Consider the following 24,737-nt stretch of genomic DNA (forward strand, 5'->3'; position numbering starts at 1 on the left):
GAGTGAGCTTAGGAACAAGGAAGTCCGCATGTCTAGCCCCGTTCACGCCCAGCGCCTTGCTGCATTGCGATCAAATCTGCACGCAAAAGGCCTTGACGGTTTCATTGTCCCGATCAGCGACGAGCATATGAGCGAATATGTCGGCGACTATGCCCAGCGTTTGGCATGGTTGACCAATTTCGGCGGTTCGGCGGGAAGCGCGGCGATTTTGCCTGAAAATGCCGCCGTTTTCGTGGATGGGCGCTATGCCGTGCAAGTACGCGAACAGGTTGATGGCACCCTATATGACCATGTCGATGTGCCCGCATCCAATATGGGGCTATGGTTGGCGGCGCATGTTCAGGCAGGACAGCGCATTGCCTATGACCCTTGGCTGCATGGCGCCGACTGGGCGGCCCAAATTTCGGCTATTTTGGCCAGCAAAGGCGCGAGTCTTGTCGCGGTGGATGAAAATCCGATTGATGCCATTTGGGATGACCAGCCCGAACGCAGCCTGATTCCGCTGCGCGTTCATGACCTGTCGTTGGCGGGGCAAGCCGCCGTCGACAAGCGCCAGATGATTGCCGATTGGCTGAGCGATGAGGGGCTGGATTGCACGGTGATGACCGCGTTGGACAGCATTGCATGGACGTTTAACATTCGCGGCAGCGACGTCGATTGCACGCCGGTCGGCCTGTCTTTCGCGATTTTGCATAAGGATGCCACGGCCGACCTCTATGTGGCGCTGGAAAAAATGACCGACGACGTGCGCGCGCATTTGGGCAACAGCGTCCGTGTTCATGATCGCGCCGATCTGGATGCCGCTTTGGCTGCGCTGGGCGGGCAAAAGGTGGCGGTGGACCCCGAACGGGCCGTCGCCGCAATCTTCGTCGCGCTGGACGCGGCGGGTGCGCATATTGTGCGCCGCCGTGACCCTGCTGTGCTGCCCAAGGCGATTAAAAATGATGCGGAACTGGCGGGCACACGCGCGGCCCATGTCCGCGACGGTGTGGCGGTATCACGCTATTTAAAGTGGATGGACGACACGGCGCATTTGGGCGGCTTGGATGAACTGTCGGCTGCGGCCCAGCTCAAGCGCTTTCGCGAGGACAGCGGCTTGCTGCTCGACCTCAGCTTTGAAACCATCTCGGCGGCCGGTCCCAATGGGGCTTTGCCGCATTATAAGGTGGATGAGCGCAGCAACCGCGCCATTGAAAGCGGAACGCTCTATTTGGTCGACAGTGGCGGCCAATATGCGGACGGGACAACCGACATCACCCGCACCATAGCCATTGGCGAACCAACCGCCGAAATGCGCCGCCGGTTCACCCAAGTCCTTAAAGGGCATATCGCCTTGGCACAGGCCCGATTTCCATTGGGCACGCGGGGCAGCCAGTTGGATATTTTGGCCCGCCAATATTTGTGGGCCGATGGTGTCGATTTTGCGCATGGCACTGGGCACGGCGTGGGCAGCTATTTGTCCGTTCACGAAGGGCCACAGCGCATTGCCAAGCCATCGGGTGGCCAAGCTGGCACCGAAGAGCCTTTGCATGCGGGTATGATCCTGTCGAACGAGCCGGGCTATTATAAAGCGGGCAGCTTTGGCATCCGGATTGAGAATCTTGTGGTTGTGGTCCCTGTCGACATTGCGGATGGCGAACAACCGATATTGGGATTTGAAACCATTACTTTTGTGCCCATTGCGCAAAACCTTATCGATCACACCATCCTGACCGACAGCGAACGGACATGGCTGAACGACTATCATGCTGCGGTATACGACAAATTGTCCCCGACAATGACTGGCGATGATTTGGCATGGCTGGCGACGGCTTGCGCGCCCTTGGACGCGACCATCGCTGTGGCGGCGGAATAGGGCGGGGCGCATGAATCCAGATTATCTTACCGTCCCCCGCGATGCCTTTCGGGTTCATGAGCTCATCCGTGTCCGGTTCAACGAGATTGATGGGCAGAATATCGTCTTTAATGGCAATTATCTGATCTACGCAGATATTGGCATTACGGAATATTTTCGTGCGTTGGGTAATGTCCAGCCGGGACCGTATTTTCACCAATATGGTACAGACATTCGCGAGCAGCATTGCGAGATTGTTTATCATGCATATGCAACCTTAGATGACCAAATCACCATAGCAGCCCGTGTTGCGGAATTTGGGCAGGCCCATTTCACGCTGCATTGTGCGATGTTTCGGGGGGATGATCGGCTGACGGATGTGGCTATTCGTTATGGTCACATGGATTTGGACACGCAGCGCGAAGCGATTCTGCCAGGCAGTTTTATCGCAGAAGTGCGCCGATTCGAGCGAATTACGCCGGATCAATAATTTGGAAATATCATAGGAATGGCGGTTTTCCGTCATTCCTAACCAAATTAGTCGAAAAAAAGGGCCACCCGAGGGTGGCCCGTGAAAGTTTTGGGAGAGGATGCCTAAAAGGCAAGTGTGATATTGCACTGCACAATGATTTTCGCAAGTAGTAAATTGCTATTTGAAGTTGCAGTTTTTGCAATCGTGCATCCAAACTGGCACGAAGATCATGGCAATCCTTCTCTCGCATATTCCATGGAATTGGCTTAGGCAGCGTATATGAAGATGTTTGGCAAAGTGGATATCGGCGGCGGTCTGTCTGATTTTTGGACCTATATACGCCAGCCTAGGCCCCATCGCTGGCCGCTGATTGGCGTGTCAGCCGCGTTGGTATTTGTCATTTTCTATGGTTTTTCCAAATATTTAATCCCTGTCGAGCGGCCCAAGACGGATATCATCTATTTCGACAATTGGGCCGAGAACCGCGATGATAGCGCCGCCCGCGAAGCATGGGTGGAACGAGCGAAGGAAACGACTCGTCGCAACGCTTTGCGCCGCGCGGAATATCAAAAGCTCGCGAAGCTGTTGGGCGTGGAATATGATAGCAGCGAAGCGGACAAAGTGACGCGGGAAACATTGGGCGATGCCGCCGACGACCTGAACAAGCCGGTCGAACGTCCACGTTCGACGCTGGCAGAGCGCGCAGCGGGTAAGGCGAAGACCGAATCGCATAGCGAGTCGGCGGCGAATCCGTTGACCGATACCGCTGGCACCAAAACATCCGCCACCGCGCAATAAGGGGCAGGCGATGCAAATCGGTCATGAAGAATCGCCGAGTCCTGAGATATTGAAACGCGATCGGCTGTGGATGGCGGCCTGTATTGCTTTGTCCCAGCGTGCGCGCCCTGACAGCGCACCCAACCCCAATGTTGGCTGTCTGATAGTCAGGGACGGGCATGTTGTGGGCCGTGGCTGGACACAGGCGGGTGGACGCCCCCATGCCGAGGCTATGGCCCTGCAACAAGCGGGCAGGCGGGCGCAGCGCGCTACCGTTTATGCGAGCTTGGAACCATGCGCCCATATCAGCGCACGCGGACCAAGCTGTGCCGATTTGCTGATACAGGCTGGCGTTGGGGAAGTGGTGATTGCCACCCAAGACCCAGACCCCCGCACCAACGGACAGGGCATTGCACGGTTGCGGGCGGCGGGCATCCTGGTGCGCCTGTCCTGTATGCCGGACGAAGCACGTCGGGCCATGGCACCATGGTGGACCCGCCAACTGCGCCAGCGCCCCTATATCAGCTTGAAATTGGCGACATCGCTGGATGGCTGCATCGCTATGGCGGATGGTAGCAGCCGCTGGATTACCGGCGATCGCGCCCGCGCCCATGGCCATTTGGAACGGGCGCGGCATCAGGCGATTTTGGTAGGGCGCGGAACCTATGACGCGGACGCGCCGACATTGGATGTCCGCTTGGCGGGCATGGAACAACGTAGCCCCAAGCGCCTGATGCTGACCAGCCAGCCTGCGCCAGATGGATGGACCGCGCTGGCATCGCCTGACGCTCTACGTGACCTAGAAGGCGTGGATTCGCTGTTGATCGAGGGGGGTGCCAAAGCGGCGGCTGCCTTTTTACAGGCGGATATGGTGGACCGGCTGCTGCTATATCGCGCACCGATTTTGCTGGGCGGGGGGCGGCCTTGTCTGGCGGATATCGGCCTTGAGCAATTGGCTGACGCGCATGGATGGTGGCAGCATCGCAGCCAGCACAGGCTTGGCAGCGATCAGTTGGACGTTTATGAACGGATCAGGAAGGATTAAGCGCCATGTTTACAGGAATCATCACCGATATCGGCCGGATTCGTAGCCGCGAAGATCGTGGGGATACGCGATTGGTGATTGCCACCGTTTATGACCCTGCAACCATCGATATGGGCGCTTCCATTGCGTGTTCCGGCGCCTGCCTGACGGTGGTCGACAAGGGCACGGACGATAAAGGACATTGGTTCGCCATTGACGCCAGCGCCGAAACCTTGGCCTGCACCGCCGAGGGCATGTGGGATGCGGGCCGCCGGTTGAATCTGGAACGGGCGATGAAAATTGGCGACGAATTGGGCGGCCATATTGTGACCGGCCATGTCGATGGCGTGGGCCAAATGGTGTCGGTGACCCCCAGCGGCGATTCCGTCATCATCACCATCGCTGCGCCTGCCAGCCTAGCGCCCTATATTGCGGCCAAAGGGTCTATTACGGTGAATGGCGTGTCATTGACCGTCAACAGCGTGAGCGATCAAGCCAATGGGGACGCGCATTTCACACTGAATATCATTCCTCACACCCAAGAAATGACCACGCTGGACGAAGCGGCAGCGGGCGTTTTGGTGAATTTGGAAATTGATATTTTGGCCCGCTACCTCAGCCGGATGAAAGATCGTTTTGCCGGCGGTTCCCTATCGCTAGCAGCCTGACGCCCCGAAAGCGGACGAACAGGCCGTTCATTATATATCGCTAAGTGGCGGCACCAGCGTAGGGTTGATGACCTGCATGTGCCGCCGCATGGCTGTGCGGGCCAAGCGTAGCCACTCGGCCTTGCGCCGTGCAGCCGGCAGGGGATGCAGCGTGGCTGGGCGAACAATCGCCGCTTCATAAGTATTGGCGACAATCAGGCCAGATCGGCTGGGCAGATAGGCTTCGCTATCCAATATGTCGGCGTTCAGGCCAGCGGGCAGGGCCCAGTAAAATTTGTCGCAATAGTCCAGATATTCGGGCCATTTTTTGTCCGAATGCAGGTCCGCTCGGCTGACCTTAATTTCCACGATGATGATTTGCCCCTTGGAATCCAGCGCCGTGATGTCGCTGCGCCGCCCGTTGGGCAAGGGCACTTCGGGTAAAATGACCATGTCGTGAAGGGCGAATAGCCGGCCAACCCCGCGGGCAACATCGGCGGCTGTTAACCGGCTATCCATTTATCATATCTTGATGATCAGAAGGGCACATCATCATCCAAGTCGGAATCAAATGGCGCACGGCCGCCGCCGTTGCCGCCGCTCGATCCGCCACCTTGGTTCCAGCTGCTGCCGCCGCCGCCTTGGTTCCAGCCGCCGCCGCTATTGCCGCTGCTGCTGCCCCAATCGTCACCGCCGCCGCCGGTGTTGCCCCAGTCCGAACCGCCACGATCCCCGCCGCGCGAGCCACCGCCGCTGCCGCCGCCCGATGGGCCGTCCAACATGGTCAGCGATCCGCCCATGCCAGCGACCACCACTTCGGTGGTGTAACGGTCATTGCCGTCGCGGTCTTGCCATTTGCGGGTGCGCAAATTGCCTTCGATATAGACTTTGCTGCCCTTTTTCAAAAAGCGTTCCACCACGCCGACCAAGCCGTCACCATTGATGACGACGCTGTGCCATTCGGTGCGCTCCTTGCGCTCGCCAGACATGCGGTCTTTCCACTGTTCCGACGTGGCAATGCGCAAATTGGCGATTTTACCGCCGTTTTGGAAAGACTTAATTTCAGGATCGGCGCCAAGATTGCCGATCAAAATGACCTTGTTGACGCTGCCAGCCATTGCCGCTTCGCTCCGTTCAAAATGCCCGAATGGGAAAATATAGGGCCGCGAGCATAAAGCGCACGACCATATATTAAAGACTTGTCTGCCCTAAACGGGAAAGCGCGAATAGCCAAGAAATTTGGCTTAGCCCAAACCGAAGCTGATCGCCGTCCAATACGTGATGCCCGCAGCAATATAGGCCAACGCGAACAAATAGCCGACCATGAACATCGGCCATTTCCAGCCATTGGTTTCGCGGCGCGTGATGGCGATGGTCGACACGCATTGCGGGGCAAAGATAAACCAAGCCAAAAAGGCAAGGGCGGTGGCCAGCGACCATTTGCTTTGCAACCGTTCACCCAGCGATTGCGCCAAGGCTTCTTCGTCGTCGCCAACCTCAATCGCATTGGCGGTGGCCATGGCCGAAACGGCGACTTCGCGGGCGGCCATGGCGGGTATCAGGGCCAAAGCAATGTCATGGTTAAAGCCGATGGGGGCGACGACCACTTCGATACCAGAGGCGATGCGCCCTGCTACGCTATATTCCACTTGGCTGACATCCGCGCCCTCTGGGGCCTTGGGATAGGATAGCAGCAACCACAAAGCGACAGTGGTGGCGAAAATGATGGTGCCAGCGCGGCGCAGGAACAGCCATGCGCGTTGCCACAGGGCAAGCAGGACGTCGGCCATGCGCGGCCATTGGTAACGCGGCATTTCCATCATGAAGCCAGTATTATTGCCCTTGGCCAGCGTGCGGCGTAGCACCAGCGCCACCAACAATGCGCCGACGATGCCCGCAATATACAGGCAAAAGAGCACAAAGCCTTGCAAGCCAATGATCGTGCCGCCAACGGGACGCGCCGGAATGAAGGCGCCGATGATCAATGTATAAACGGGCAAGCGCGCCGAACAGGTCATCAGCGGGGCGATGAGAATGGTCGTCAGACGGTCCTTGGGGTCAGGAATAGCGCGGGTCGCCATAATGCCCGGAACCGCGCAAGCAAAGCTGGACAGCAGCGGAATGAAGCCACGGCCCGACAAGCCGACCTTGGACATTAAACCGTCCATCAAAAAGGCGGCGCGGGTCATATAACCCGTCGATTCCAAAAGCAAAATGAACAGGAATAGGATCAGAATCTGGGGCAAAAAGACGATTACGGAACCGACGCCGCCCAAGGCACCCTCGATGATCAAATCTTGCAGGAATCCGGCTGGCATATTTCCAGCCACCCATGTTTGGGCAGCGGCAAAGCCATCCTCAATCCAGCCAATGGGCGCTTCGGACCATGCGTAAACGGCTTGGAACATCAGGAACATCAGTCCCAATAATATTGTCAATCCCGCCACGGGGTGCAGGAAAATAGCATCAAACCGCTGGGTCCAACGCCGCACGGGCGTTTCCGAAATAATCGCGGCTTTGGCAATGTCGCGCGCGCGGCGGCGAACATTTGCATCCGATGAATGAAGTTGGGGTGCCACCAGATCGGGCTGTGCGGATGGGGTCTGTGCGGCGCGCGTAGCGGCATCCACCGCCTCTAGCAAATCATCCAGACCGCGCTTTCGCACAGCGACGGTCGACACCACCGGAACGCCCAAATCAGCGGACAGCTTGGCTGGGTCCAGCATCAATCCGTCGCGTTCAGCCAGATCCAGCATGTTCAGCGCGACGATGGTGGGCAGGCCAAGGTCGATCAGTTCCAACGCAAAGCACAGGTGATTTTCCAAATTGGCCGCGTCGACGACGACAACCAGTGCGTCGGGCCGCGCTTCACCCGCTTGGCGGCCCAAAATCACATCGCGTGTGACTTGTTCATCGGGGCTGCTGGGGTCCAGACTATAGGTGCCGGGCAAGTCGATCAGTTTGACCATGCGGCCGTCGGCCAAGGCCGCCATGCCAGCTTTGCGTTCCACCGTGACGCCAGGATAATTGGCGATTTTTTGGCGTGCGCCAGTCAGTGCATTGAATAGGCTTGATTTTCCGGCGTTGGGGTTGCCCGTCAACGCGACGATAGGGGCGCTGTTCATGTGGCGGGCACCACTTCGATGGCAGCGGCTTGACCCGCACGGATGATGACTTGCATGCGGCCAATCGTCAGCGCCAACGGGTCCCGCGAAAAGATGCTACCCCGATGGGCGGGGGTGACGGTGACCCCTTCGTCCAAGCCAAATTCGCGCAAACGGCGGCCTTCTTCGTTGGACAAAATATCCCAATGAACGCGGGTGATGCGGAAAGCGTGGCCCAAAGGCACCTGATCAAGCCGGATAGTCATTGCGAGCGATTATCAATATCGTTCGCTTTGCGCTACCCCTCTGCTCATTTTCGATTAAACTTTTTATGGGGATGGGGTCTGGGACAGATTTATACGCCCCAAAAATCAGCTCGGATAGCGCAAACGCCCAATAAAACGGACCAAACTGGGGCGCTCTGGTCGATTGGCGGCGCGGCGGTGCTTCCATGTTTCAAACCGCATAACCTGATCGATGCGGCGCGCCAGAAATGCCTTGGTATCAGCGAAATCATCGCTGTCGTCGTTCAAAAATACCGACATGGTAGCGGCGTAAACACTGCCCAAAATCATACGCTTGCTGTAATGATTATAATCGGTCGCCGTGTCGCCTGCGAGCCGCCACATATGATCGGCGGCGCGCCACGTTAATTTGGCTGCAAAGGCGGCGTTTTGCGGCATGGCCAAGATGGACAAGGCGCGGCGCAGGGCCTCACGGTCTTTGGCGACCAAGGCGATGCGCTTTTCGACCAAAGCAGTAATTCGCTGGCGGATTTTCATGCTCGCCAAAATTTCGGGTGTCAGTTCGGCTTCCATTTGGATGTCGATGGCAGCGAACCATTCGGCGATCATGCCGCGCGGCCCATCCGGAAAGGCGATGCGCGCAACGTCGACGTCCAAACCAAGCTTGTTGGCGGCATCGTCCAAGGCCCGCTGACTGAAACCGTCAAAGGCCGCAGATGCGGCAATATGCGGCGCCAAAGCAGCGCGAATTTCGTCGATGGTCGGATCAGCAGGAAGAAGCATGGCCATGACCCCTAGATAGGCGAGGGGGCACGGTTCGGCAACTGCTTCGCGGACGGTAGGCGCAAAAGGCGCGGCGCTTGGACACACGGACCACCTGGGGCAGGGTGACGGGACTGTTTGCTGCGGCGATGATCATTGCTGTAAGCCGCAAGGCGTGGCGGCCCCATGGGGTGGATCATTAAAAATAGTAGCAAAAAAAGACTTATTCCTTGCGAAGAAAAACTAGCGACTCTAGCCATTGTGGGGAGGGGGACGGCTGCATAGCTTGTCCAATATGTTCGGGGGCGGATGCTTGGGCGCTTTGGACCCGAATTATGACTAGATCATATCCATTCAGAACGAACGGAGCGGAAAAGCATGATGAACAATACATTGTTAGAACCCATAAAATTGGGCGCGATTGATGCCCCCAACCGCATTTTGATGGCCCCGCTGACACGCGGACGGGCAGGGGCTCGCTTTGTTCCCAATGAACTGGCGGTCGAATATTATCGTCAACGGGCCTCGTCGGGCCTGATCATTTCCGAGGCAACGGGCATTTCACAAGAAGGCTTGGGTTGGCCCTCGGCCCCCGGTCTGTGGACCGACGAACAGGTGGAAGGGTGGAAGCCTGTGACCGCTGCTGTGCACGCGGCAGGAGGGCGCATCGTTGCGCAATTGTGGCATATGGGCCGACTGGTCCACAGCGTCTTTAATGATGGGAAAGCCCCAGTTTCGGCATCGGCCACCAAAGCCGAGGGACGGGCCCATACCCCCGTCGGACGCAAAGATTTGGAAGTGGCGCGCCCGCTGGATGTCGCCGAAATGCCGCGCATTGTGACGGATTATGTCCATGCGGCACAAAATGCCAAACGCGCCGGATTTGACGGTGTGCAACTGCATGGGGCCAATGGATATTTGATCGACCAATTTTTGCGCGATGGCACCAACCAGCGCACCGATGATTATGGCGGCGCACCCGAGAATCGCATTCGCTTGCTGCGCGAAGTCACTGAGGCGCTGATTGGCGTGTGGGGCGCGGACCGCGTGTCTGTCCGCTTGTCGCCCAATGGTGAGTCGCAGGGCGTGGATGACAGTGCGCCCGAAACCGTCTTTCCTTTGGCCGCAAAAATGCTCAGCGATTTGGGCATCAGCTTTTTGGAACTGCGCGAACCCGGACCAGAGGGGACCTTTGGGTCAACGGATGTGCCCAAGCTCAGCCCCGCTATTCGCAAGGCTTTTGCTGGCCCCTTGGTTTTGAACAGCGATTATGACCTTGCGCGCGCGCAGGCCGATCTGGACAGCGGATTGGCGGATGCCATCAGCTTTGGTCGGCCCTTTATTTCCAATCCCGATTTGGTGGAACGCATTGCGCAGGGCGCGGAATGGGCGCCCAATGATATGGCCCGCTGGTATACGCCGGGGCCAGAGGGATATATTGATTATCCGACCTTGAAAGGGTGATGAAATGGAACAGAGCCGGTGTTATCGCTGGCTCTGTTCATCCAGCGCGACCAGTTGGTCCACTATGCGCCGCCCGATTTCCGCCCGCTGACCCCATAAAATGGCAACCAGTAACGCATGAACCAGCACCGCTGATCCGGCGTCCTGCGACCAAATGAATATTTCGAAGATAATCAAACCAATGAGGGTGATGAACAGTATTTTTGACACATGCTGACGTCCAACCTCGCCCAAACGGATATTGCGCGGTCCCTTGCTGTCCCACGCGGTGTTGGTGGTGAACGCGGCGGCCTGATTGGCACGCAGCATAGCGGCTGTTTGTGGGTTGGCTAGGGTTCCGTTCTGCGACCCTTTTGCATGAGATTGCGGCTGGGGCGTTGATTTTGCTGCAACCGCCGCGCCGTCCCATGGCGTTTGAGACTTGCGCTGCGTTTGCTCGGTGCGCGGCGAGCCTTTATATGACGGCGGCGTGTCGCCGGTTGGGAGCGCTGCAAAATGCGATGGATTTCCGCTGCGCGTCGTGGGCGCGGTGGCAGGGCGATGCCCTGCTTGTTCGTCCAACAAGGCCATACGCTCCGCTGCGCTGAGCGGCGGAGCGCCGGTTTCATTGTCAAACACCACCAGTCGACCTTTGATCTCTTTGATCGTCCATCGACTGGGAGGGGGTTTGTCAAGCAACGCCAAATTGTTCCTTTAACTGAAACATAGCCAGTGCAGCCTTGGCCGCTTCGCCGCCCTTATCCTTGCGTGTTTTATCCGCGCGGGCAAGGGCCTGTTCTTCATTTTCGACGGTCAAAATACCATTGCCAATGGCCAAACCGTCCAGCGTCAGGGCCATGATGCCGCGCGCGCTTTCATTCGATACCACTTCGAAATGATAGGTTTCACCGCGAATGATCACGCCCAGCGCAACAAAGGCATCAAAACGTTGGGTTTGATCGCCCAGTCCAATGGCCGCAGGCACTTCCAATGCACCGGGCACGGTGACGGTTTCATGGCTATGGCCTTCGGCTTCCAAGCTACTACGCACGCCGTCCAGCAGCATGTCGTTCAGATGGTCGTAAAAACGGGCTTCAACAATTAGGACGTGCGCCATTATTCAGTTTCCCCAGGGATAGAGCGTTCCGCGACGACCGATAGGCCATAGCCTTCCAATCCCACAAGATTGTTATGGGATGGGGTCAGCAATTCCATGGAACTGATTCCCAAATCCACCAAGATTTGCGCGCCAATACCATAGGTGCGCAGGTCCATGGTCGTGCCAGGGGCCGCAGGGGGCAGGGTGTCGATGTCCAGCGCACCAGGCAGGGGGCGCATCAGCATGACAATCACACCAGCGCCAGCATTGCCAATCGCCTCCATCGACCGTTGCAAACGGCGCTTTTTGGGGCCGGGGCGGCCCATGATATCATCCAGCATCGATACCGGATGCATACGGACCAATGTGGGCTGATCCGGAATAACATGGCCCTTTTGCAGCACCAAATTGATCGTGCCATCGACCTTGTTCCGATAGGATTTCAAGCGCCAGTCGCCGCCATAATCCGATTCAAAAGGTTCTTCCGACACCAGTTCCACCAAACGGTCGGTGCGGTTGCGATAGGCGATCAGGTCGGCGATCGTGCCAATTTTGAGGCCATGTTTGCGGGCAAAGGGAATCAGGTCATCAAGGCGCGCCATCGTGCCGTCATCATTCATGATTTCGCAAATGACGCCCGATGGGTTGAGCCCTGCCAGACGCGAAATGTCAACGCTGGCCTCGGTGTGTCCGGCGCGAACCAAAACACCGCCATCGCGCGCGATCAGGGGAAAGACATGGCCGGGGGTGACGATATCGTCCACGGTTTTTGATGCATCCACGGCAACCGCGATGGTGCGCGCGCGGTCGGCGGCGGAAATGCCGGTGGTCACGCCTTCGCGGGCTTCGATGGATACGGTGAAGGCCGTTTCATGGCGGGTGCCATTTTTACGGCTCATCAATTCCAAGCCCAATTCGTCGACGCGCGCCTTGGCGAGCGTCAGGCAGATCAGGCCGCGACCATGGGTGGCCATGAAATTAACGGCATCGGGGGTGGCCATTTGCGCTGGAATGACCAGATCGCCTTCATTTTCACGGTCTTCATCGTCGACCAAAATGAACATACGGCCATTGCGCGCTTCGGCGATAATTTCTTCGGCAGAGGCCATGGGCGAGACATCGCTGCCATGCTCCAGCCATTGTTCCAGCTTGCGCAGCGTTTCCGCCGTGGGATTCCAACTGGGGGAATCTAGGTCGCGCAGGCTGTTGGCATGAAGGCCCGCCGCACGGGCCAGACCGGAACGAGACACGCTGCCGTCGTCGACGATGGAGCGGATGCGATCAATGAGCTGTGTAGACATGCGCATGATGTCTCACATCAAAATGTGATCGTCAATAATTTATCACATTAGATTGATCGCTCTGTGTGAGTGATCAATCTAAACCCTTTTATTGTGGTCCAAAAACGGCGCTACCGTCGCGCACGGCTACGTCAGATTTTGCATCCAAAGCCGATAAAATGCTGCCCGTGCGGTCGTCGCGCTGGGCATAACCACGGGCGGACAAGCCCGCGACATGGTCGGATTTATCGGGATTCGCACCATTGCGCACCAACAAGCTGACCAAGGCCGTGTTGCGCGCCTGAACCGCCAAAATCAGCGCCGTTTCCCCCCGACGGTTGCTTTGATCAACAGGGGCTTTGCTACCCAGCAATTCTGTCGCACCATCCGTGAAATTCAACAAAGCGGCGTGCATTAATGGCGTCACGCCCTGACGGTCCGCAATGGCGGGGTCTGCGCCCTTGCCCAACAAGAAACGCACCCATGTGAGGTCCCGCCTTTTGGTGGCAATGGCCAGCGCGGTTTCGCCATTGTCGGGGTGGCGTGAATTGATCAACGTGCTGTCATTTTGCAATGCTTCGGTGGCTTTGGTGCCGTCGCGGCTTTCCACGGCCTTTAGGAAGGCATAGCCGCCACGAAATTGCGCTTGGGCGCTAGATGGGGCCAAAGTGGTGACGGCGGTCGCCAAGGCGATGGCCCATAGGGCATAGCGAAACTTCAAAAACATCATTGACCGACCCCAAGGCGCTTTACCGCAATATTGCGACGCAAAACTTGATTTTCAGTGCCCAGCCTCGCAAGGCTGAACGCAGTGATTTCCAATATTATGAGGATAAAGGCCTGTGCGTTCAACCCTTGTGCTGATCTTGGCGGCTTTGTTGGCGGGATGTTCGTCGCCATCATCCGATGATGTGGGTTCACCGCCATTGGAAAATGCGCGCATTGGCGGGCCATTCACCTTGACCGATCAAAATGGCAAAAGCGTGAAGGACACAGATTTTGCGGGTCAATATCGCATGGTCTATTTTGGCTATACCTATTGTCCCGATATCTGCCCCATTGACGCGCAAAAGCTGATGCGCGGCTTGGCGCAATTTGAAAAAGCGGACGCTGCGCGCGGCGCAAAAATCCAACCTTTGTTCATCACAGTGGACCCGGAGCGCGATACGGCGGAAACGCTGAAAAGCTTTGTTGAACGCTATCATCCACGCTTGATTGGCTTGACCGGCAGCAAGGAACAAATCGCGGATGTCGCGAAATCCTATGCTGTGACCTATCATAAGCAAGCGGGGTCTGCGCCGGACCGTTATTTGGTCGCGCACAGCCAATTGGCCTTTTTGATGGACCCTGAAGGCAAGCCTTTGGCTTTGTTGCCGCTGGACGACGTCATGACCGACGCCGACGAAGGCAAGCCCGAATTGGTCGCCGCTGAACTGACAAAGTGGGTCAAGTGACCAACAAAAACGCACAGCCATTTTGGGAAGCCCCGCTGAACAGTTTGGATGCTGGTCAGTGGGAGGCGTTGTGCGATGGCTGCGGCAAATGCTGTCTGCACAAGCTGGAGGATGAGGACACCGGCCGAATCTATCCGACCAATGTGGCCTGCCGATTGCTGGATTTGGAAACAGGACAGTGCAGCAATTATAAGCATCGCCGCCGTCATGTGCCCGACTGTCTGACACTGACCAAAGCCAAGGTGGCCGATATCGAATGGCTGCCGCAGACTTGCGCCTATCGTTTGCGGGCCGAAGGCCTGCCGTTGCCCGATTGGCATTATCTGATCAGCGGCGACTGCAATGCCGTGCACCGTGCGGGCGAATCGATTGTCGGTTGGACGGTGGGTGAGGATTATGCCGGACCGCTGGAAAATCACCTTGTTGAGCGGGTGGTTTAAACCCAAAACCGAAGCCGCCCCGCCTGTGATACAGGTGGGGACGGATATTTGGCCGGTGCGGATTGTTCGCCACGCTCGTTCCCGCCGTTATCGCTTGGTTTTTGATGCGGTGCGTGCGGAATTGCGACTGACCATGCCGCAGCGCGGGCAAGCGGACAAAGCGCTGAAATGGGCGGCGCAGCAGCAAGATTGGATCGCGGGTCAAACCGCCAAGGCGGAACGGCCTGTGGTCGCCGCGCCAGACACATGCTTTCCCTATTTGGGCGATATGCTGACGATCAAATGGGATTCCACCGCTCCGCGCACGCCGGTGCTGGACGATGGATGTTTATATATGGGCGGCGGCGTGGAAAATGTCGGCGCGCGCACACAGCGCTGGCTGCGGACCAAAGCCTTGGCGGTGATGACCGAGGAAAGCCAGATTTTGGCAGCGCAGGCGGGCCTCCCTTTGCGCCGCGTCGGCATTGGCGACCCGCGCAGCCGTTGGGGCAGCTGCACCGCCCAAGGGGACATCCGTTATAGTTGGCGTTTAATCATGGCCCCCAGCCATGTACGCCGTGCGACCGTGGCGCATGAAGTGGCCCATTTGCGTCATATGGACCATAGCCCTGCCTTTCATGCCTTTGTGGACCAATTATATGACGGGGACGTAGCATCATCGCGCCAGTGGTTGCGCGCCCATGGTCGCCACCTGCACCGCTATCGCTTTGATAAAAAATAGGGTGAAGGATCGCGGCTTGGCTCGTTTAGGCGTCCGCTGCGTCCTGTTTTCGTCCCAACCAACGCTCCAGAATCTCCGCGGTGTCTTGGCCAATGCTTTGGGGGGCAGGGCGGCGGATGCTGCCAGGGGTAGCAGATAATTTGGGGAAAACCCCTTGCATGGTGACGGGGCCTAAGTCGGGGTCGTCCATGGTAACCAAGGCCTCGCGTGCGGCAAAATGGGGGTCGCGCATCATATCTTCGGGGTCGAAAATCCGCCCCGATGGGACGGCGGCATCCAACATTTTCTGTTCCAATTCGGCGACCGTCCATTGGCTGGTCCAGCGGCCAATTATCGCGTCCAATTCGGCCTGATTCTCGCCGCGCGCCACATGGGTGGCATAGCGCGGGTCGCTGGCCAATTCGCTTTGACCCATGGCGGCTGCCAGACGGGCGAACACCGTATCGCCATTGCCCCCGATTAAATATTCACCATCTTTGCACGGATAGACATTGGACGGCGCGATTTTGGGAAGGATTGAACCCGTGCGTTGGCGCTTCGTGCCGCTGACGCTATAATCGGCGATGCTGGATTCCATGACTTGCAGCACCGCCTCATAAAGCGCGCTATCGACAATTTGCCCCTGACCCGTTTTGTGGCGATGATGCAGGGCGGTCAACGCCCCCATGCAGCCATAGGTAGCGGCCAGCGTATCGCCAATTGACACGCCCATGCGCGCGGGCGGTCGGTCGGGATCGCCGACGATGCCGCGCCAACCGCCCATGGCCTCGCCAATGCCGCCATAGCCGGGGCGCTGGCTGTAAGGCCCTGTCTGGCCATAGCCGGACATACGAACGACGATTAATTTCGGATTGGCGGACAGCAAATCTTGGGGATTAAGATTCCATTTTTCCAATGTGCCGGGGCGGAAATTCTCGATCAAAATATCCGCTTTTACAATCAGATCGCGGGCAATATCTTGTCCCTCTTTGCTCCGCAAATCCAGCCCAACGCTATATTTGTTGCGGGCGATGACCCGCCACCAACTGGGCGTGTCGCCTTGGCCCCATTGGCGCATCGGGCCGCCGGTTTCTGGTGGTTCGATCTTGACGATTTCAGCGCCCATATCGCCCAGCAATTGCCCACAAAATGGACCGGCGATCAGTTGCCCCATTTCCACCACGCGTATATCATTCAGGGCACCGGCGTTGGAAATGGCTGTCATTTTTCCTCCGAAATCGTCAACTTAATTGACTGAATAGATAAGGGCCGCCATCACGATATAAACTGCGGTAGGGAAATAAATGGTTCGGACCGCAAGCAGCGCAAGGGTTAGGATGCCCATCAGGTGAAGCATGGAAAAAATCAAGAAGATTGAATTGGTCGAAGTATGTCCGCGTGATGGACTGCAAAATGAGAAAAATCTGATCTCGACGCCCGATAAGCTGCGCCTGATTGAACAGGCCATTGCCTATGGCGCGCGGCGGATTGAAGTGACCAGCTTTGTGAACCCGCGCCGTGTGCCGCAATTGGCGGACGCCGACGAATTGGCCGCTCTGCTGCCCCAGCGGGACGATGTCACCTATATCGGGTTGGTGCTGAATCAGCGCGGGGCAGAGCGGGCGATAGCGGCCGGACTGGATGAATTGGGCGCGGTATGCGTCGCCAGCGACAGTTTTGGGGTGCGCAACCAAGGGCAAAATAGCGCGGAATCGCTGGATGTGGCGCGGTCGATTGTGGATATGGCCAAATCATCGGGGCGCGGCGGGCAGATCACCATTGCCACAGCCTTTGGCTGCCCCTTTGAAGGCGAGGTTCGCCATGACCATGTCCTTGAGATGGCCAAGCGCGCCGCCGACAGCCAGCCACGCGAAATTGCCTTGGCGGATACCATTGGCGTTGCGACCCCCGGCGAAGTGGCCGATTTGGTGGGCCGCGTGGCGGAAGCGGTGGCGGGCCTGCCTGTGCGGGTGCATTTTCACAACACGCGGGGCACGGGGCTGGCCAATGTTTGGGCCGCGATTGGAGCGGGCGCACGCACGGTGGATGCGGCGCTGGGCGGTATTGGGGGATGCCCCTTTGCCCCTGGCGCGGCCGGAAATGTCGCCAGCGAAGATGTGGCCTATATGTTGGAACGCAGCGGAATCGCGACCGGATATAACCTGCCGCAGATGGTGGCGGCGGCCCAGTGGCTGGGCGGGGTGATGGAACGCTCACTGCCCGCGATGGTCAGCAAAGCGCCGCTTTTTCCCCAGCAATTGGCGGAGTAAAGTGCCGATAAGGGGCGTCGGGCCATATCAGCTGACGCCGCTTATATGTCGTTGCCTTCATTCCGCTGCGGGTTCGATGCGGACCAGCAAGGCTTCTACGGCGACTTGCGCGCCTGTGACGGCGTTGAGTTCGGCCACCACCCCATCAAAGGGCGCGGTCAAACTATGTTCCATTTTCATCGCCTCTAGGGTCAGCAATTTCTGCCCCTTGGTCACGTTGTCGCCCGGTACCACATCCACGGCGATGATTTTGCCGGGCATGGGCGACAAAATCGTGCCGTCACCGCCGCCCGCCGCGCCGGTGCTATCCATGCGCCATGGCCGCAATTGCCACACCGACCCTTGTTCCGCGACCAACATGGCGGGGGCCAGATCGTCGCTGCCGGGGCCGTGCAGCGGCGCTTCCACCACTTTGCCGTCCAGCAAAAATGGCGCGCTGCGTACTGCTGGGGCGTTCAGGCGAAAGCCTGCGAAATGTGATTTGGGCACCAAGGCCATGGCGGCACGGCCCAAGGCTTCGGGACTGGGCATCGCTTCGGCGGCCATGGCGTCACCATCGCGGCCGATCAGGCCGGTATCCACCGTGCCTGCCACAAAATCGGGGTGCTCCAAGGCGCGGATCAGAAAGGCGCTGTTGGTTTTGACGGGCCATACCGCGCAATCGCCGATCATCGATGCCAGCACTTCCCGCGCTTCATTACGGTCGTCGCCATGCGCGATCAGCTTGGCGATCATCGGGTCATAAAAGGGCGAAACCTCTGCCCCTTCATAGACGCCCGTATCCACCCGCCCGTCATATTGCGGCATTTGAAACAGGTCGAGCCGGCCTGTGGAGGGTAAGAAGCCCTTGGCCGGATCTTCGGCATAGAGGCGCGCCTCCATCGCCCAGCCTTGAATCTCCAGCTCCTCTTGGTCCAACGGCAAAGTTTCTCCGCTGGCGATGCGCAATTGCCATTCCACCAGATCGACGCCGGTGATCGCTTCGGTCACCGGATGTTCTACCTGCAGGCGGGTGTTCATTTCCATGAACCAAATGCGATCGGCGCGCAGGCCGTCGCTGGCGTCGGCGATGAATTCGATGGTGCCAGCGCCCACATAATCCACCGCTTTGGCGGCGCGAACGGCGGCGGCGCACAAGGCGGTGCGCGTTTCCGCGTCCATGCCGGGGGCGGGGGCTTCTTCGATCACCTTTTGGTGGCGGCGCTGCAGCGAACAGTCGCGTTCAAACAAATGGACCACATCGCCGTGGGCGTCGCCAAAAATTTGAACCTCGATATGGCGCGGTGTCAGAATATATTTTTCGATCAACACATGGTCATTGCCAAAGCTGGCCGCCGCTTCGCGCTGGCATGACGCCAAGGCGTCGGCGAAATCTGCGCTGCTATCGACCTTGCGCATGCCCTTGCCGCCGCCGCCTGCCACAGCTTTGATCAGCACGGGATAGCCAATGCTTGCGGCTTGCTCGGCCAAATAGGAAGGGTCTTGATCTTCCCCCATATAGCCGGGGGTGACGGGCACACCCGCCGCTTGCATCAGCTTTTTGGCGGCGTCTTTCAAACCCATCGCGGTGATGGAGGCGGGTTTTGGTCCGACCCAAATCAGGCCCGCGTCAATCACGCTTTGGGCAAATTCGGCGTTTTCGGATAAAAAGCCATAGCCGGGGTGGATGGCCTCCGCCCCGCTGGCTTTCGCAGCGGCGATGATGCGTTCACCCACCAAATAGGATTCTCGCGCAGGCGATGGGCCGATATGCACAGCGGTGTCCGCCTCGCGCACATGCAGGGCGTTGGCGTCGGCGTCGGAATAGACGGCCACGGTTTTAATGCCCATGTCCCGCGCAGTGCGGATGATACGGCAAGCGATTTCGCCGCGATTGGCGATGAGAAGGGACTGGATCATAGGGCTCACATCCTAAACACGCCAAAGCCGCGCTCGACAATTGGGGCGTTGAGCGTGGCCGAAAAAGCTATGCCCAGCACGTCGCGGGTCTGGGCGGGGTCGATGATGCCATCGTCCCACAAACGGGCGGTGGCATAATAGGGGTTGCCTTCATCTTCATATTTTTGGCGAACAGGGGCTTTGAATTCCTCTGCTTGTTCCGCCGTCCAATTATCGGCGTCGCGGTGAACCGTGGCCAGCACGCTGGCGGCTTGTTCCCCGCCCATCACCGAAATGCGGGCATTGGGCCATGTGAATAAGAAGCGCGGGCTGTAAGCGCGGCCACACATGCCATAATTGCCTGCGCCAAAGCTGCCACCGATTAACACGGTGATTTTGGGGACGGTGGCGGTGGCAACGGCGGTGACCAGCTTTGCGCCATGTTTGGCGATACCCTCTGCCTCAAATTTTCCGCCGACCATGAAGCCGGAGATATTTTGCAAGAACAACAAAGGAATGCGGCGTTGCTGTGCCAATTCAATGAAATGCGCGCCCTTGACCGCGCTTTCGCTGAACAACACGCCATTATTGGCCAATATGGCAACGGGGATGCCCCAAATATGCGCAAAGCCGCAGACCAGCGAACTGCCATAAAGCGGCTTAAATTCGTGAAATTCCGACCCATCGACAATGCGGGCGATGATTTCATGCACATCATATGGTGCGCGGACATCATCGGGAATAATGCCATAAAGGTCCTGCGGATCATATTTGGGCGGGCGCGGCTCGCGCTGTTCCACCTTAAATCCATCGTGCGGGCCAAGGTGGGATAGGATGTCGCGCACTATGGTCAGCGCATGTTCGTCATTTTCGGCCAGATGGTCGACCACGCCGCTTTTGCGGGCGTGCAGATCGCCGCCGCCCAAATCTTCGGCGCTAATTTCTTCGCCCGTCGCCGCCTTCACCAAGGGCGGGCCTGCCAAGAAGATGGTGCCTTGCTCTTTTACAATCACCGTTTCGTCGGACATGGCGGGCACATAGGCTCCGCCCGCCGTGCAACTGCCCATCACACAGGCGATTTGCGGAATGCGCTTGGCCGACATAGTGGCTTGATTGAAAAAGATGCGGCCAAAATGGTCGCGGTCGGGAAAAACCTCGGCTTGGTGCGGCAGGTTGGCACCGCCGCTGTCCACCAAATAGACGCAGGGCAAATGATTGGCTTCCGCGATTTCTTGGGCGCGCAGATGCTTTTTCACCGTCATCGGATAATAGGTGCCGCCTTTGACCGTCGCGTCATTGCAGACGATCATCGTCGTGCGGCCCGACACCTGACCAATGCCGGTAATCACGCCCGCGCCAGCGATATCATCCTCGTAGAGGCCATTGGCCGCCAATTGGCCGATTTCCAAAAAGGGGGACCCTGCATCCAGCAGACGTTCCACCCGTTCACGGGGTAGCAGCTTGCCGCGCGATCTGTGCCGTTCGCGCGATTTCTCATTGCCGCCTAGCGCGGCTTTGGCCACTTGCTCCATCAGCGCATCGCGCAGCGCGATATTATGGGCGGCGCGTTTTTGGCTGGTGGGATCGTCGGCCAGATAGCGGCTTTGGATGACGGGCGCGCTCATGACCGCGCACCGATCAATTCACGGCCAATTAACATGCGGCGAATCTCATTGGTGCCAGCGCCAATGTCCAATAACTTGCTATCACGCCAAAAACGCTCCACCGGCCAATCGCGGGTATAGCCCGCGCCGCCCAAGGCCTGAATCGCTTCGCCGGCCACGCGCACGGCATTTTCGCTGGCCAGCAAAATCGCACCTGCTGCGTCGAAACGGGTGGTTTGCCCTGCATCGCACGCCTTGGCGACTTGATAAACATAGGCCCGCGCCGATTGCAGCGCGACATACATGTCCGCCACCTTGGCCTGCATCAATTGGAATGACCCAATGGCTTGACCAAATTGCGTGCGTTCGCGCACATAGGGAATCACCACGTCGAGGCAGCCTTGCATGATGCCCAATTGCAGACCCGCCAGCACGACGCGTTCATAATCAAGGCCCGACATCAGCACGCCAACGCCGCCATTTTCCGGTCCCATAATCTGTTCGGCGGGCACATAGCAGTCGGTAAACACCAATTCCGCCGTGGGGCTGCCCCGCATTCCGACCTTGTCAATTTTCTGACCAATGGCGAAACCCGCCATATCTTTCTCGATCAAAAAGGCCGTGATGCCGCGCGATCCAGCTTCGGGGCTGGTTTTGGCGTAAACCACCAACGTATCGGCATGGCTGGCGTTGGTGATCCAAAATTTGGTGCCATTCAGCACATAGCCGTCGCCCTTACGCTCGGCCTTCAGCTTCATCGAGACGACATCGCTGCCCGCGCTGGCTTCGGACATCGCCAAGCTGCCGACATGTTCGCCGCTGATCAGCTTGGGCAGATATTTGGCCTTTTGCGCCTCATTGCCCCAGCGGCGGATTTGGTTGACGCATAAATTGCTGTGCGCGCCATAACTCAGGCCAATGGCGCCTGACACGCGGCTGACTTCTTCGACCGCGATCACATGTTCTAAATAGCCAAGGCCCAATCCACCCCATTCTTCCTCGACGGTGATGCCGTGCAGGCCCAATTCGCCCATGGCGGTCCATAGTTCGTCGCGGGGGAACCAGTCGTCGCGGTCTGCACGGTCGGCCAGCGGTGCGATTTTATCATCGGCAAAACTTCCGGCGCTATCGCGGATCATGTCCGCCGTTTCCCCAAGGTTGAAATCAAAATCCGGTGTCGCGCGCATGATAAACCTCTTCCAAATTTCTTTTGGAGCGCGGGACAATGTCCGCTCTCACCCCAAGTCTGGCCGATAATCTGACAGAGGAGGCGAATAATGAAAAATTGAATTTGCCATGATGTTGGCATAGGTTTTTTTTATGATAAAACGTTCTCATATTCGCCAATTTTTGGCTGTCGTCGATGCGGGCAGTTTTACACAGGCCGCCATGCGCCTGCGCGTGACTCAGCCGACCTTGTCGACGGGCGTGGCGGAATTGGAACGCTTGCTGTCGACCATCTTGTTCCTGCGCGAACGGCGACAATTGCGCCTAACCGAGGCGGGCGGTCGATTCTTGCCCATTGCGCGGGAATTGGAACGCGGCTTTCGCGCGGCTGATTCCTTTGGCGCGGGACCACAGCATGATTGGCCCGAATTGAAATTGGGGGTCCTACGATCTGTTTCTGATGATCACCTGCAACGCCTGATTCAGCTTTTATCGGCACAGTTTGAAATAGAGTTGATTGAGGGCAGCGATACCGAACTGCGGGCCGCATTAAAAAGCGGGCGGGCCAATATGATCCTGACCTTGCTGCGCGACAGCGAGAAAGGCCCCAATATTTTACCCTTGTTGGACGAACCTTATCTGATGTTGCTGCCCAAAGATCATGCAATGGCTGGTCAGGATGAACTGATTGCCGAGGAGCTGGCCGCAGAAATTATGATCGCGCGCCGATCTTGTGAGCTTTTGGACGCGACCAGCCGATTCTTTTCCCAGCGCGGTGTGCGGCCGCGCTTTTCGCTGCGCAGTGCCAGCGATGATCGCTGCGTCCGTATGGTGGCAGCGGGCTTGGGGATTACCACGGCGCCCCTGTCGCTTGCATATTTATCGTCCGTTCGGGGCGAAATTGTCGCGCGGACCGTGCGGGAATATGACTATCATCGCCAGCTTGGCTTAATATTAGATCCATCATGGTTGAATCACCCCCATCACTATGAAGTTGTGATAGGGATAGCGGCGATATTACAGCCAATTTGGCAAGCACAGTTGTGCGAGGTTTGACCGCATAGCAAACTATATTATGTTATATGACATGACTGAACTAGCGCAGCATAAACTGGACCGATTAACCAGCGAACAGGTGGAAACCCTGCGCCTTGTCTATGACCATAAAGGGTCTAAGGAAATCGCGCGGATCATGGGGGTTTCTCCCCATACTGTCGATCAGCGGATGCGCCGAGCCTTGAAGATATTGGGCGTCAGCAGCCGAGTGGATGCGGCCCAGTTACTGGCTTCTCACGGTGTATTTCAGAATGTTACCCCATATCAATCATTGAGATATCAACCGGATAATCTAGCCGATGTGGTTGCATTTGCAGATGTTGCTCTTCGTTCAGCCGATACAGTGGTTCCGTCCGTTTCCAGCCATCAGGATGAGGAAAGTTCAACAGACTCCTCTACTCCTGCGCCGCTGCAGGGGGGGGAGCCAGTGATGGGGCCGAAAATATGGATGCTGTGGCTGGTCCTGATTACCTTGCTAGGGACCGGTGCTGTCGCAATCCTATATTTTCTGCTGCAAACACTGGCGACATGATGAGTGGGTGGCATGCTGTCACCGCGACGGGTTGAGTGAGGAGGGGGCTGCTTTTCGCAGTTAAGAAAGTGTTGGATATCCTTGCTTATAGGTGCCGCGTGTATCGGTTGTTTTAGATTATAGTAAATATCACATTGTTTTTATGTGTTTAATATTGCTGAATTGATGTTGTAAACCAAAATTATGTATTTGAAGAATGGCCATTGATATTGATCGCAATTTAATGTCATTATTTCACTTATATCGCGCGGATAGAGTGAAGTGATTTCACCGGTGACAGGATAGATTTGCAGATAATAAAGGCCCGAGCTTCGTCTATGCAATTTTGGCTGCTTAGGGGGTACGGATATGCAGCAGTTTTCAAATAAAGAGATTGCCGAGCTTAAATCCCGTGTCGATCAAATTCACCAACTTCTCGCTAGTCGCGGCGATGAGGTCGGCGTGAATGAAATACATGGGGAAGCTATGGAACAATTGCAGTCTCATCGACCCAATCCGCTGGTTCATCATCTGATGTACAGCATTCAAATTCAGAAATTGCGAAAGGCTCATTTTACCGAATTGGACATGAGCGGTCCTTGTTGGGATATGATGCTGGACTTGATGTTGGCGGAACGTAGCGGACGCGAATTGAGCGCCAGCGACCTTGCCACCGGTGCAGCGGTACCGCTGTCGTCTGGGCTGCGCATGATTGCTGCGATGGAAAAGGCATCGTTGGTGCTGCGTTATCTCGATCATCGCGATCGCCGGCGCACTTTGGTCCGCATGACCGAAACTGGGCGTCAGAAAATGGTTAGTTTTTTCGAAAAAAGCGACGCTGCATGGGGGCAGAATGCGCGCATGATCGGTAGGATATAAACGAGCGGCGCGTTTCTGCGGCCTGCCTTGCGCCTAATCCGCGCAGGCCTTTGTTGGCTCATTGGAAAGGAATGCCGGACGTAAGCGGAGG

General features: G+C 57.4%; 26 protein-coding genes. 13 read left to right on the plus strand and 13 right to left on the minus strand.

The features are described 5' to 3' along the window. Positions 1-28: 28 nt before the first annotated feature. The 5 genes from LKO31_RS02980 to LKO31_RS03000 all read left to right on the plus strand — a co-directional run bounded on the left by LKO31_RS02980 (position 29) and on the right by LKO31_RS03000 (position 4,775). Positions 29-1,855, plus strand: a complete 1,827-nt coding sequence (locus tag LKO31_RS02980) for an aminopeptidase P family protein (protein WP_227688592.1) — start codon at positions 29-31, stop codon at positions 1,853-1,855. Between the two features lie 10 nt (positions 1,856-1,865). Further along, on the plus strand, positions 1,866-2,324 hold the full coding sequence (locus LKO31_RS02985) for an acyl-CoA thioesterase (RefSeq protein WP_227688593.1): 459 nt from the start codon (positions 1,866-1,868) through the stop codon (positions 2,322-2,324). A gap of 261 nt (positions 2,325-2,585) precedes the next feature. Next, complete coding sequence (locus LKO31_RS02990; protein ID WP_227688594.1) at positions 2,586-3,104, plus strand: hypothetical protein; 519 nt, start codon at positions 2,586-2,588, stop codon at positions 3,102-3,104. A 10-nt stretch (positions 3,105-3,114) separates the two neighbouring features. Then, positions 3,115-4,128, plus strand: coding sequence for a bifunctional diaminohydroxyphosphoribosylaminopyrimidine deaminase/5-amino-6-(5-phosphoribosylamino)uracil reductase RibD (ribD, locus tag LKO31_RS02995; protein WP_265104527.1), 1,014 nt, complete (start codon positions 3,115-3,117; stop codon positions 4,126-4,128). A gap of 5 nt (positions 4,129-4,133) precedes the next feature. Then, positions 4,134-4,775: a riboflavin synthase gene (locus tag LKO31_RS03000; RefSeq protein ID WP_227688595.1), complete on the plus strand. Its 642-nt coding sequence runs from the start codon at positions 4,134-4,136 to the stop codon at positions 4,773-4,775. 30 nt (positions 4,776-4,805) lie between these two features. On the opposite strand, the gene LKO31_RS03005 is transcribed toward LKO31_RS03000, so the two are convergent. The 5 genes from LKO31_RS03005 to LKO31_RS03025 form a co-directional block, all read right to left on the minus strand. Beyond that, positions 4,806-5,273: an MmcB family DNA repair protein gene (locus LKO31_RS03005; protein ID WP_227688596.1), complete on the minus strand. Its 468-nt coding sequence runs from the start codon at positions 5,271-5,273 to the stop codon at positions 4,806-4,808. A 17-nt stretch (positions 5,274-5,290) separates the two neighbouring features. Next, the gene (gene ssb, locus LKO31_RS03010; protein ID WP_227688597.1) at positions 5,291-5,872 is read right to left on the minus strand and encodes a single-stranded DNA-binding protein; all 582 of its coding nucleotides are present in this window, start codon (positions 5,870-5,872) and stop codon (positions 5,291-5,293) included. 126 nt (positions 5,873-5,998) lie between these two features. Beyond that, on the minus strand, positions 5,999-7,879 hold the full coding sequence (gene feoB / locus LKO31_RS03015) for a ferrous iron transporter B (protein WP_227688598.1): 1,881 nt from the start codon (positions 7,877-7,879) through the stop codon (positions 5,999-6,001). After that, positions 7,876-8,124, minus strand: coding sequence for a FeoA family protein (locus tag LKO31_RS03020; RefSeq protein ID WP_227688599.1), 249 nt, complete (start codon positions 8,122-8,124; stop codon positions 7,876-7,878). Before LKO31_RS03020 ends, feoB begins: the two co-directional genes overlap by 4 nt. A 105-nt stretch (positions 8,125-8,229) precedes the next feature. Beyond that, entirely contained in the window at positions 8,230-8,886 is a 657-nt protein-coding gene (locus tag LKO31_RS03025) for a COQ9 family protein (RefSeq protein WP_227688600.1), read from the minus strand. 360 nt (positions 8,887-9,246) lie between these two features. Between LKO31_RS03025 and LKO31_RS03030 the strand changes: the two genes are divergently transcribed. Beyond that, complete coding sequence (locus tag LKO31_RS03030) at positions 9,247-10,329, plus strand: alkene reductase (RefSeq protein ID WP_227689554.1); 1,083 nt, start codon at positions 9,247-9,249, stop codon at positions 10,327-10,329. 21 nt (positions 10,330-10,350) lie between these two features. On the opposite strand, the gene LKO31_RS03035 is transcribed toward LKO31_RS03030, so the two are convergent. The 4 genes from LKO31_RS03035 to LKO31_RS03050 form a co-directional block, all read right to left on the minus strand. Beyond that, entirely contained in the window at positions 10,351-10,950 is a 600-nt protein-coding gene (locus LKO31_RS03035; RefSeq protein WP_227688601.1) for a hypothetical protein, read from the minus strand. A 49-nt stretch (positions 10,951-10,999) separates the two neighbouring features. After that, positions 11,000-11,425 (minus strand): 6,7-dimethyl-8-ribityllumazine synthase, encoded by a 426-nt coding sequence (gene ribH, locus LKO31_RS03040; protein ID WP_227688602.1) that lies wholly within the window; start codon positions 11,423-11,425, stop codon positions 11,000-11,002. Beyond that, positions 11,425-12,708 carry a 3,4-dihydroxy-2-butanone-4-phosphate synthase gene (gene ribB / locus LKO31_RS03045; protein ID WP_227688603.1) on the minus strand — a complete coding sequence of 428 codons (1,284 nt, stop codon included), beginning with the start codon at positions 12,706-12,708 and terminating at the stop codon, positions 11,425-11,427. The genes ribH and ribB overlap by 1 nt, the downstream gene beginning before the upstream one ends. An 88-nt stretch (positions 12,709-12,796) precedes the next feature. After that, positions 12,797-13,417: an ankyrin repeat domain-containing protein gene (locus LKO31_RS03050; protein ID WP_320443472.1), complete on the minus strand. Its 621-nt coding sequence runs from the start codon at positions 13,415-13,417 to the stop codon at positions 12,797-12,799. 112 nt (positions 13,418-13,529) lie between these two features. Between LKO31_RS03050 and LKO31_RS03055 the strand changes: the two genes are divergently transcribed. The 3 genes from LKO31_RS03055 to LKO31_RS03065 are packed head-to-tail and all read left to right on the plus strand — an operon-like array spanning position 13,530 to position 15,302. After that, positions 13,530-14,141, plus strand: coding sequence for an SCO family protein (locus LKO31_RS03055; protein ID WP_227688604.1), 612 nt, complete (start codon positions 13,530-13,532; stop codon positions 14,139-14,141). Beyond that, positions 14,129-14,581 carry a YcgN family cysteine cluster protein gene (locus tag LKO31_RS03060; protein WP_407699239.1) on the plus strand — a complete coding sequence of 151 codons (453 nt, stop codon included), beginning with the start codon at positions 14,129-14,131 and terminating at the stop codon, positions 14,579-14,581. The genes LKO31_RS03055 and LKO31_RS03060 overlap by 13 nt, the downstream gene beginning before the upstream one ends. Next, a complete protein-coding gene (locus LKO31_RS03065) occupies positions 14,538-15,302 on the plus strand; it encodes a M48 family metallopeptidase (RefSeq protein ID WP_227688606.1) in 765 nt (254 codons plus the stop codon). The genes LKO31_RS03060 and LKO31_RS03065 overlap by 44 nt, the downstream gene beginning before the upstream one ends. Before the next feature lie 25 nt (positions 15,303-15,327). Here LKO31_RS03065 and LKO31_RS03070 read toward each other — a convergent pair whose 3' ends face one another. Continuing rightward, complete coding sequence (locus tag LKO31_RS03070; RefSeq protein ID WP_227688607.1) at positions 15,328-16,506, minus strand: CaiB/BaiF CoA transferase family protein; 1,179 nt, start codon at positions 16,504-16,506, stop codon at positions 15,328-15,330. Positions 16,507-16,636: 130 nt separating this feature from the next. Here LKO31_RS03070 and LKO31_RS03075 point away from each other — a divergent pair, with 130 nt between their 5' ends. Further along, positions 16,637-17,551, plus strand: coding sequence for a hydroxymethylglutaryl-CoA lyase (locus LKO31_RS03075; protein ID WP_227688608.1), 915 nt, complete (start codon positions 16,637-16,639; stop codon positions 17,549-17,551). A gap of 57 nt (positions 17,552-17,608) precedes the next feature. Here the strand turns inward: LKO31_RS03075 and LKO31_RS03080 are convergent, their stop codons facing one another. Genes LKO31_RS03080 through LKO31_RS03090 form a run of 3 tightly spaced genes read right to left on the minus strand, consistent with a single transcriptional unit; the run spans position 17,609 to position 22,220 of the window. After that, complete coding sequence (locus LKO31_RS03080) at positions 17,609-19,450, minus strand: acetyl/propionyl/methylcrotonyl-CoA carboxylase subunit alpha (protein WP_227688609.1); 1,842 nt, start codon at positions 19,448-19,450, stop codon at positions 17,609-17,611. A gap of 5 nt (positions 19,451-19,455) precedes the next feature. Continuing rightward, positions 19,456-21,054: a carboxyl transferase domain-containing protein gene (locus LKO31_RS03085; protein ID WP_227688610.1), complete on the minus strand. Its 1,599-nt coding sequence runs from the start codon at positions 21,052-21,054 to the stop codon at positions 19,456-19,458. Next, a complete protein-coding gene (locus LKO31_RS03090; RefSeq protein ID WP_227688611.1) occupies positions 21,051-22,220 on the minus strand; it encodes an isovaleryl-CoA dehydrogenase in 1,170 nt (389 codons plus the stop codon). Before LKO31_RS03090 ends, LKO31_RS03085 begins: the two co-directional genes overlap by 4 nt. Positions 22,221-22,353: 133 nt before the next feature. On the opposite strand from LKO31_RS03090, the gene LKO31_RS03095 reads away from it, so the two are divergent. From LKO31_RS03095 to LKO31_RS03105, 3 genes are all read left to right on the plus strand, one after another. Next, positions 22,354-23,256, plus strand: coding sequence for a LysR family transcriptional regulator (locus LKO31_RS03095; protein ID WP_227688612.1), 903 nt, complete (start codon positions 22,354-22,356; stop codon positions 23,254-23,256). A gap of 19 nt (positions 23,257-23,275) precedes the next feature. Continuing rightward, complete coding sequence (locus LKO31_RS03100) at positions 23,276-23,788, plus strand: helix-turn-helix transcriptional regulator (RefSeq protein ID WP_227688613.1); 513 nt, start codon at positions 23,276-23,278, stop codon at positions 23,786-23,788. Positions 23,789-24,136: 348 nt separating this feature from the next. Continuing rightward, positions 24,137-24,646, plus strand: a complete 510-nt coding sequence (locus tag LKO31_RS03105) for a MarR family winged helix-turn-helix transcriptional regulator (protein ID WP_227688614.1) — start codon at positions 24,137-24,139, stop codon at positions 24,644-24,646. Positions 24,647-24,737: the final 91 nt, after the last annotated feature.

Origin of the sequence: Sphingopyxis yananensis (genome assembly GCF_020687785.1) — a bacterium.
GTDB lineage: Bacteria > Pseudomonadota > Alphaproteobacteria > Sphingomonadales > Sphingomonadaceae > Sphingopyxis > Sphingopyxis yananensis.

Excerpts from the sequence above, each read along its gene's own strand:
- LKO31_RS03095 (WP_227688612.1), top strand. The coding sequence starts at position 22,354 with ATGATAAAACGTTCTCATATTCGCCAATTTTTGGCTGTCGTCGATGCG.
- LKO31_RS03065 (WP_227688606.1), top strand. The coding sequence starts at position 14,538 with ATGCCGGACCGCTGGAAAATCACCTTGTTGAGCGGGTGGTTTAAACCC.
- LKO31_RS03090 (WP_227688611.1), bottom strand. The coding sequence starts at position 22,220 with ATGCGCGCGACACCGGATTTTGATTTCAACCTTGGGGAAACGGCGGAC.
- LKO31_RS03030 (WP_227689554.1), top strand. The coding sequence starts at position 9,247 with ATGAACAATACATTGTTAGAACCCATAAAATTGGGCGCGATTGATGCC.
- LKO31_RS02990 (WP_227688594.1), top strand. The coding sequence starts at position 2,586 with ATGAAGATGTTTGGCAAAGTGGATATCGGCGGCGGTCTGTCTGATTTT.
- LKO31_RS03020 (WP_227688599.1), bottom strand. The coding sequence starts at position 8,124 with ATGACTATCCGGCTTGATCAGGTGCCTTTGGGCCACGCTTTCCGCATC.
- feoB (WP_227688598.1), bottom strand. The coding sequence starts at position 7,879 with ATGAACAGCGCCCCTATCGTCGCGTTGACGGGCAACCCCAACGCCGGA.
- LKO31_RS03085 (WP_227688610.1), bottom strand. The coding sequence starts at position 21,054 with ATGAGCGCGCCCGTCATCCAAAGCCGCTATCTGGCCGACGATCCCACC.
- LKO31_RS02980 (WP_227688592.1), top strand. The coding sequence starts at position 29 with ATGTCTAGCCCCGTTCACGCCCAGCGCCTTGCTGCATTGCGATCAAAT.
- LKO31_RS02985 (WP_227688593.1), top strand. The coding sequence starts at position 1,866 with ATGAATCCAGATTATCTTACCGTCCCCCGCGATGCCTTTCGGGTTCAT.
- LKO31_RS03100 (WP_227688613.1), top strand. The coding sequence starts at position 23,276 with ATGTTATATGACATGACTGAACTAGCGCAGCATAAACTGGACCGATTA.
- ribH (WP_227688602.1), bottom strand. The coding sequence starts at position 11,425 with ATGGCGCACGTCCTAATTGTTGAAGCCCGTTTTTACGACCATCTGAAC.
- LKO31_RS03075 (WP_227688608.1), top strand. The coding sequence starts at position 16,637 with ATGGAAAAAATCAAGAAGATTGAATTGGTCGAAGTATGTCCGCGTGAT.
- LKO31_RS03000 (WP_227688595.1), top strand. The coding sequence starts at position 4,134 with ATGTTTACAGGAATCATCACCGATATCGGCCGGATTCGTAGCCGCGAA.
- ribB (WP_227688603.1), bottom strand. The coding sequence starts at position 12,708 with ATGTCTACACAGCTCATTGATCGCATCCGCTCCATCGTCGACGACGGC.
- LKO31_RS03025 (WP_227688600.1), bottom strand. The coding sequence starts at position 8,886 with ATGCTTCTTCCTGCTGATCCGACCATCGACGAAATTCGCGCTGCTTTG.
- LKO31_RS03080 (WP_227688609.1), bottom strand. The coding sequence starts at position 19,450 with ATGATCCAGTCCCTTCTCATCGCCAATCGCGGCGAAATCGCTTGCCGT.
- LKO31_RS03005 (WP_227688596.1), bottom strand. The coding sequence starts at position 5,273 with ATGGATAGCCGGTTAACAGCCGCCGATGTTGCCCGCGGGGTTGGCCGG.
- ssb (WP_227688597.1), bottom strand. The coding sequence starts at position 5,872 with ATGGCTGGCAGCGTCAACAAGGTCATTTTGATCGGCAATCTTGGCGCC.
- LKO31_RS03070 (WP_227688607.1), bottom strand. The coding sequence starts at position 16,506 with ATGACAGCCATTTCCAACGCCGGTGCCCTGAATGATATACGCGTGGTG.
- LKO31_RS03050 (WP_320443472.1), bottom strand. The coding sequence starts at position 13,417 with ATGATGTTTTTGAAGTTTCGCTATGCCCTATGGGCCATCGCCTTGGCG.
- LKO31_RS03105 (WP_227688614.1), top strand. The coding sequence starts at position 24,137 with ATGCAGCAGTTTTCAAATAAAGAGATTGCCGAGCTTAAATCCCGTGTC.
- ribD (WP_265104527.1), top strand. The coding sequence starts at position 3,115 with ATGCAAATCGGTCATGAAGAATCGCCGAGTCCTGAGATATTGAAACGC.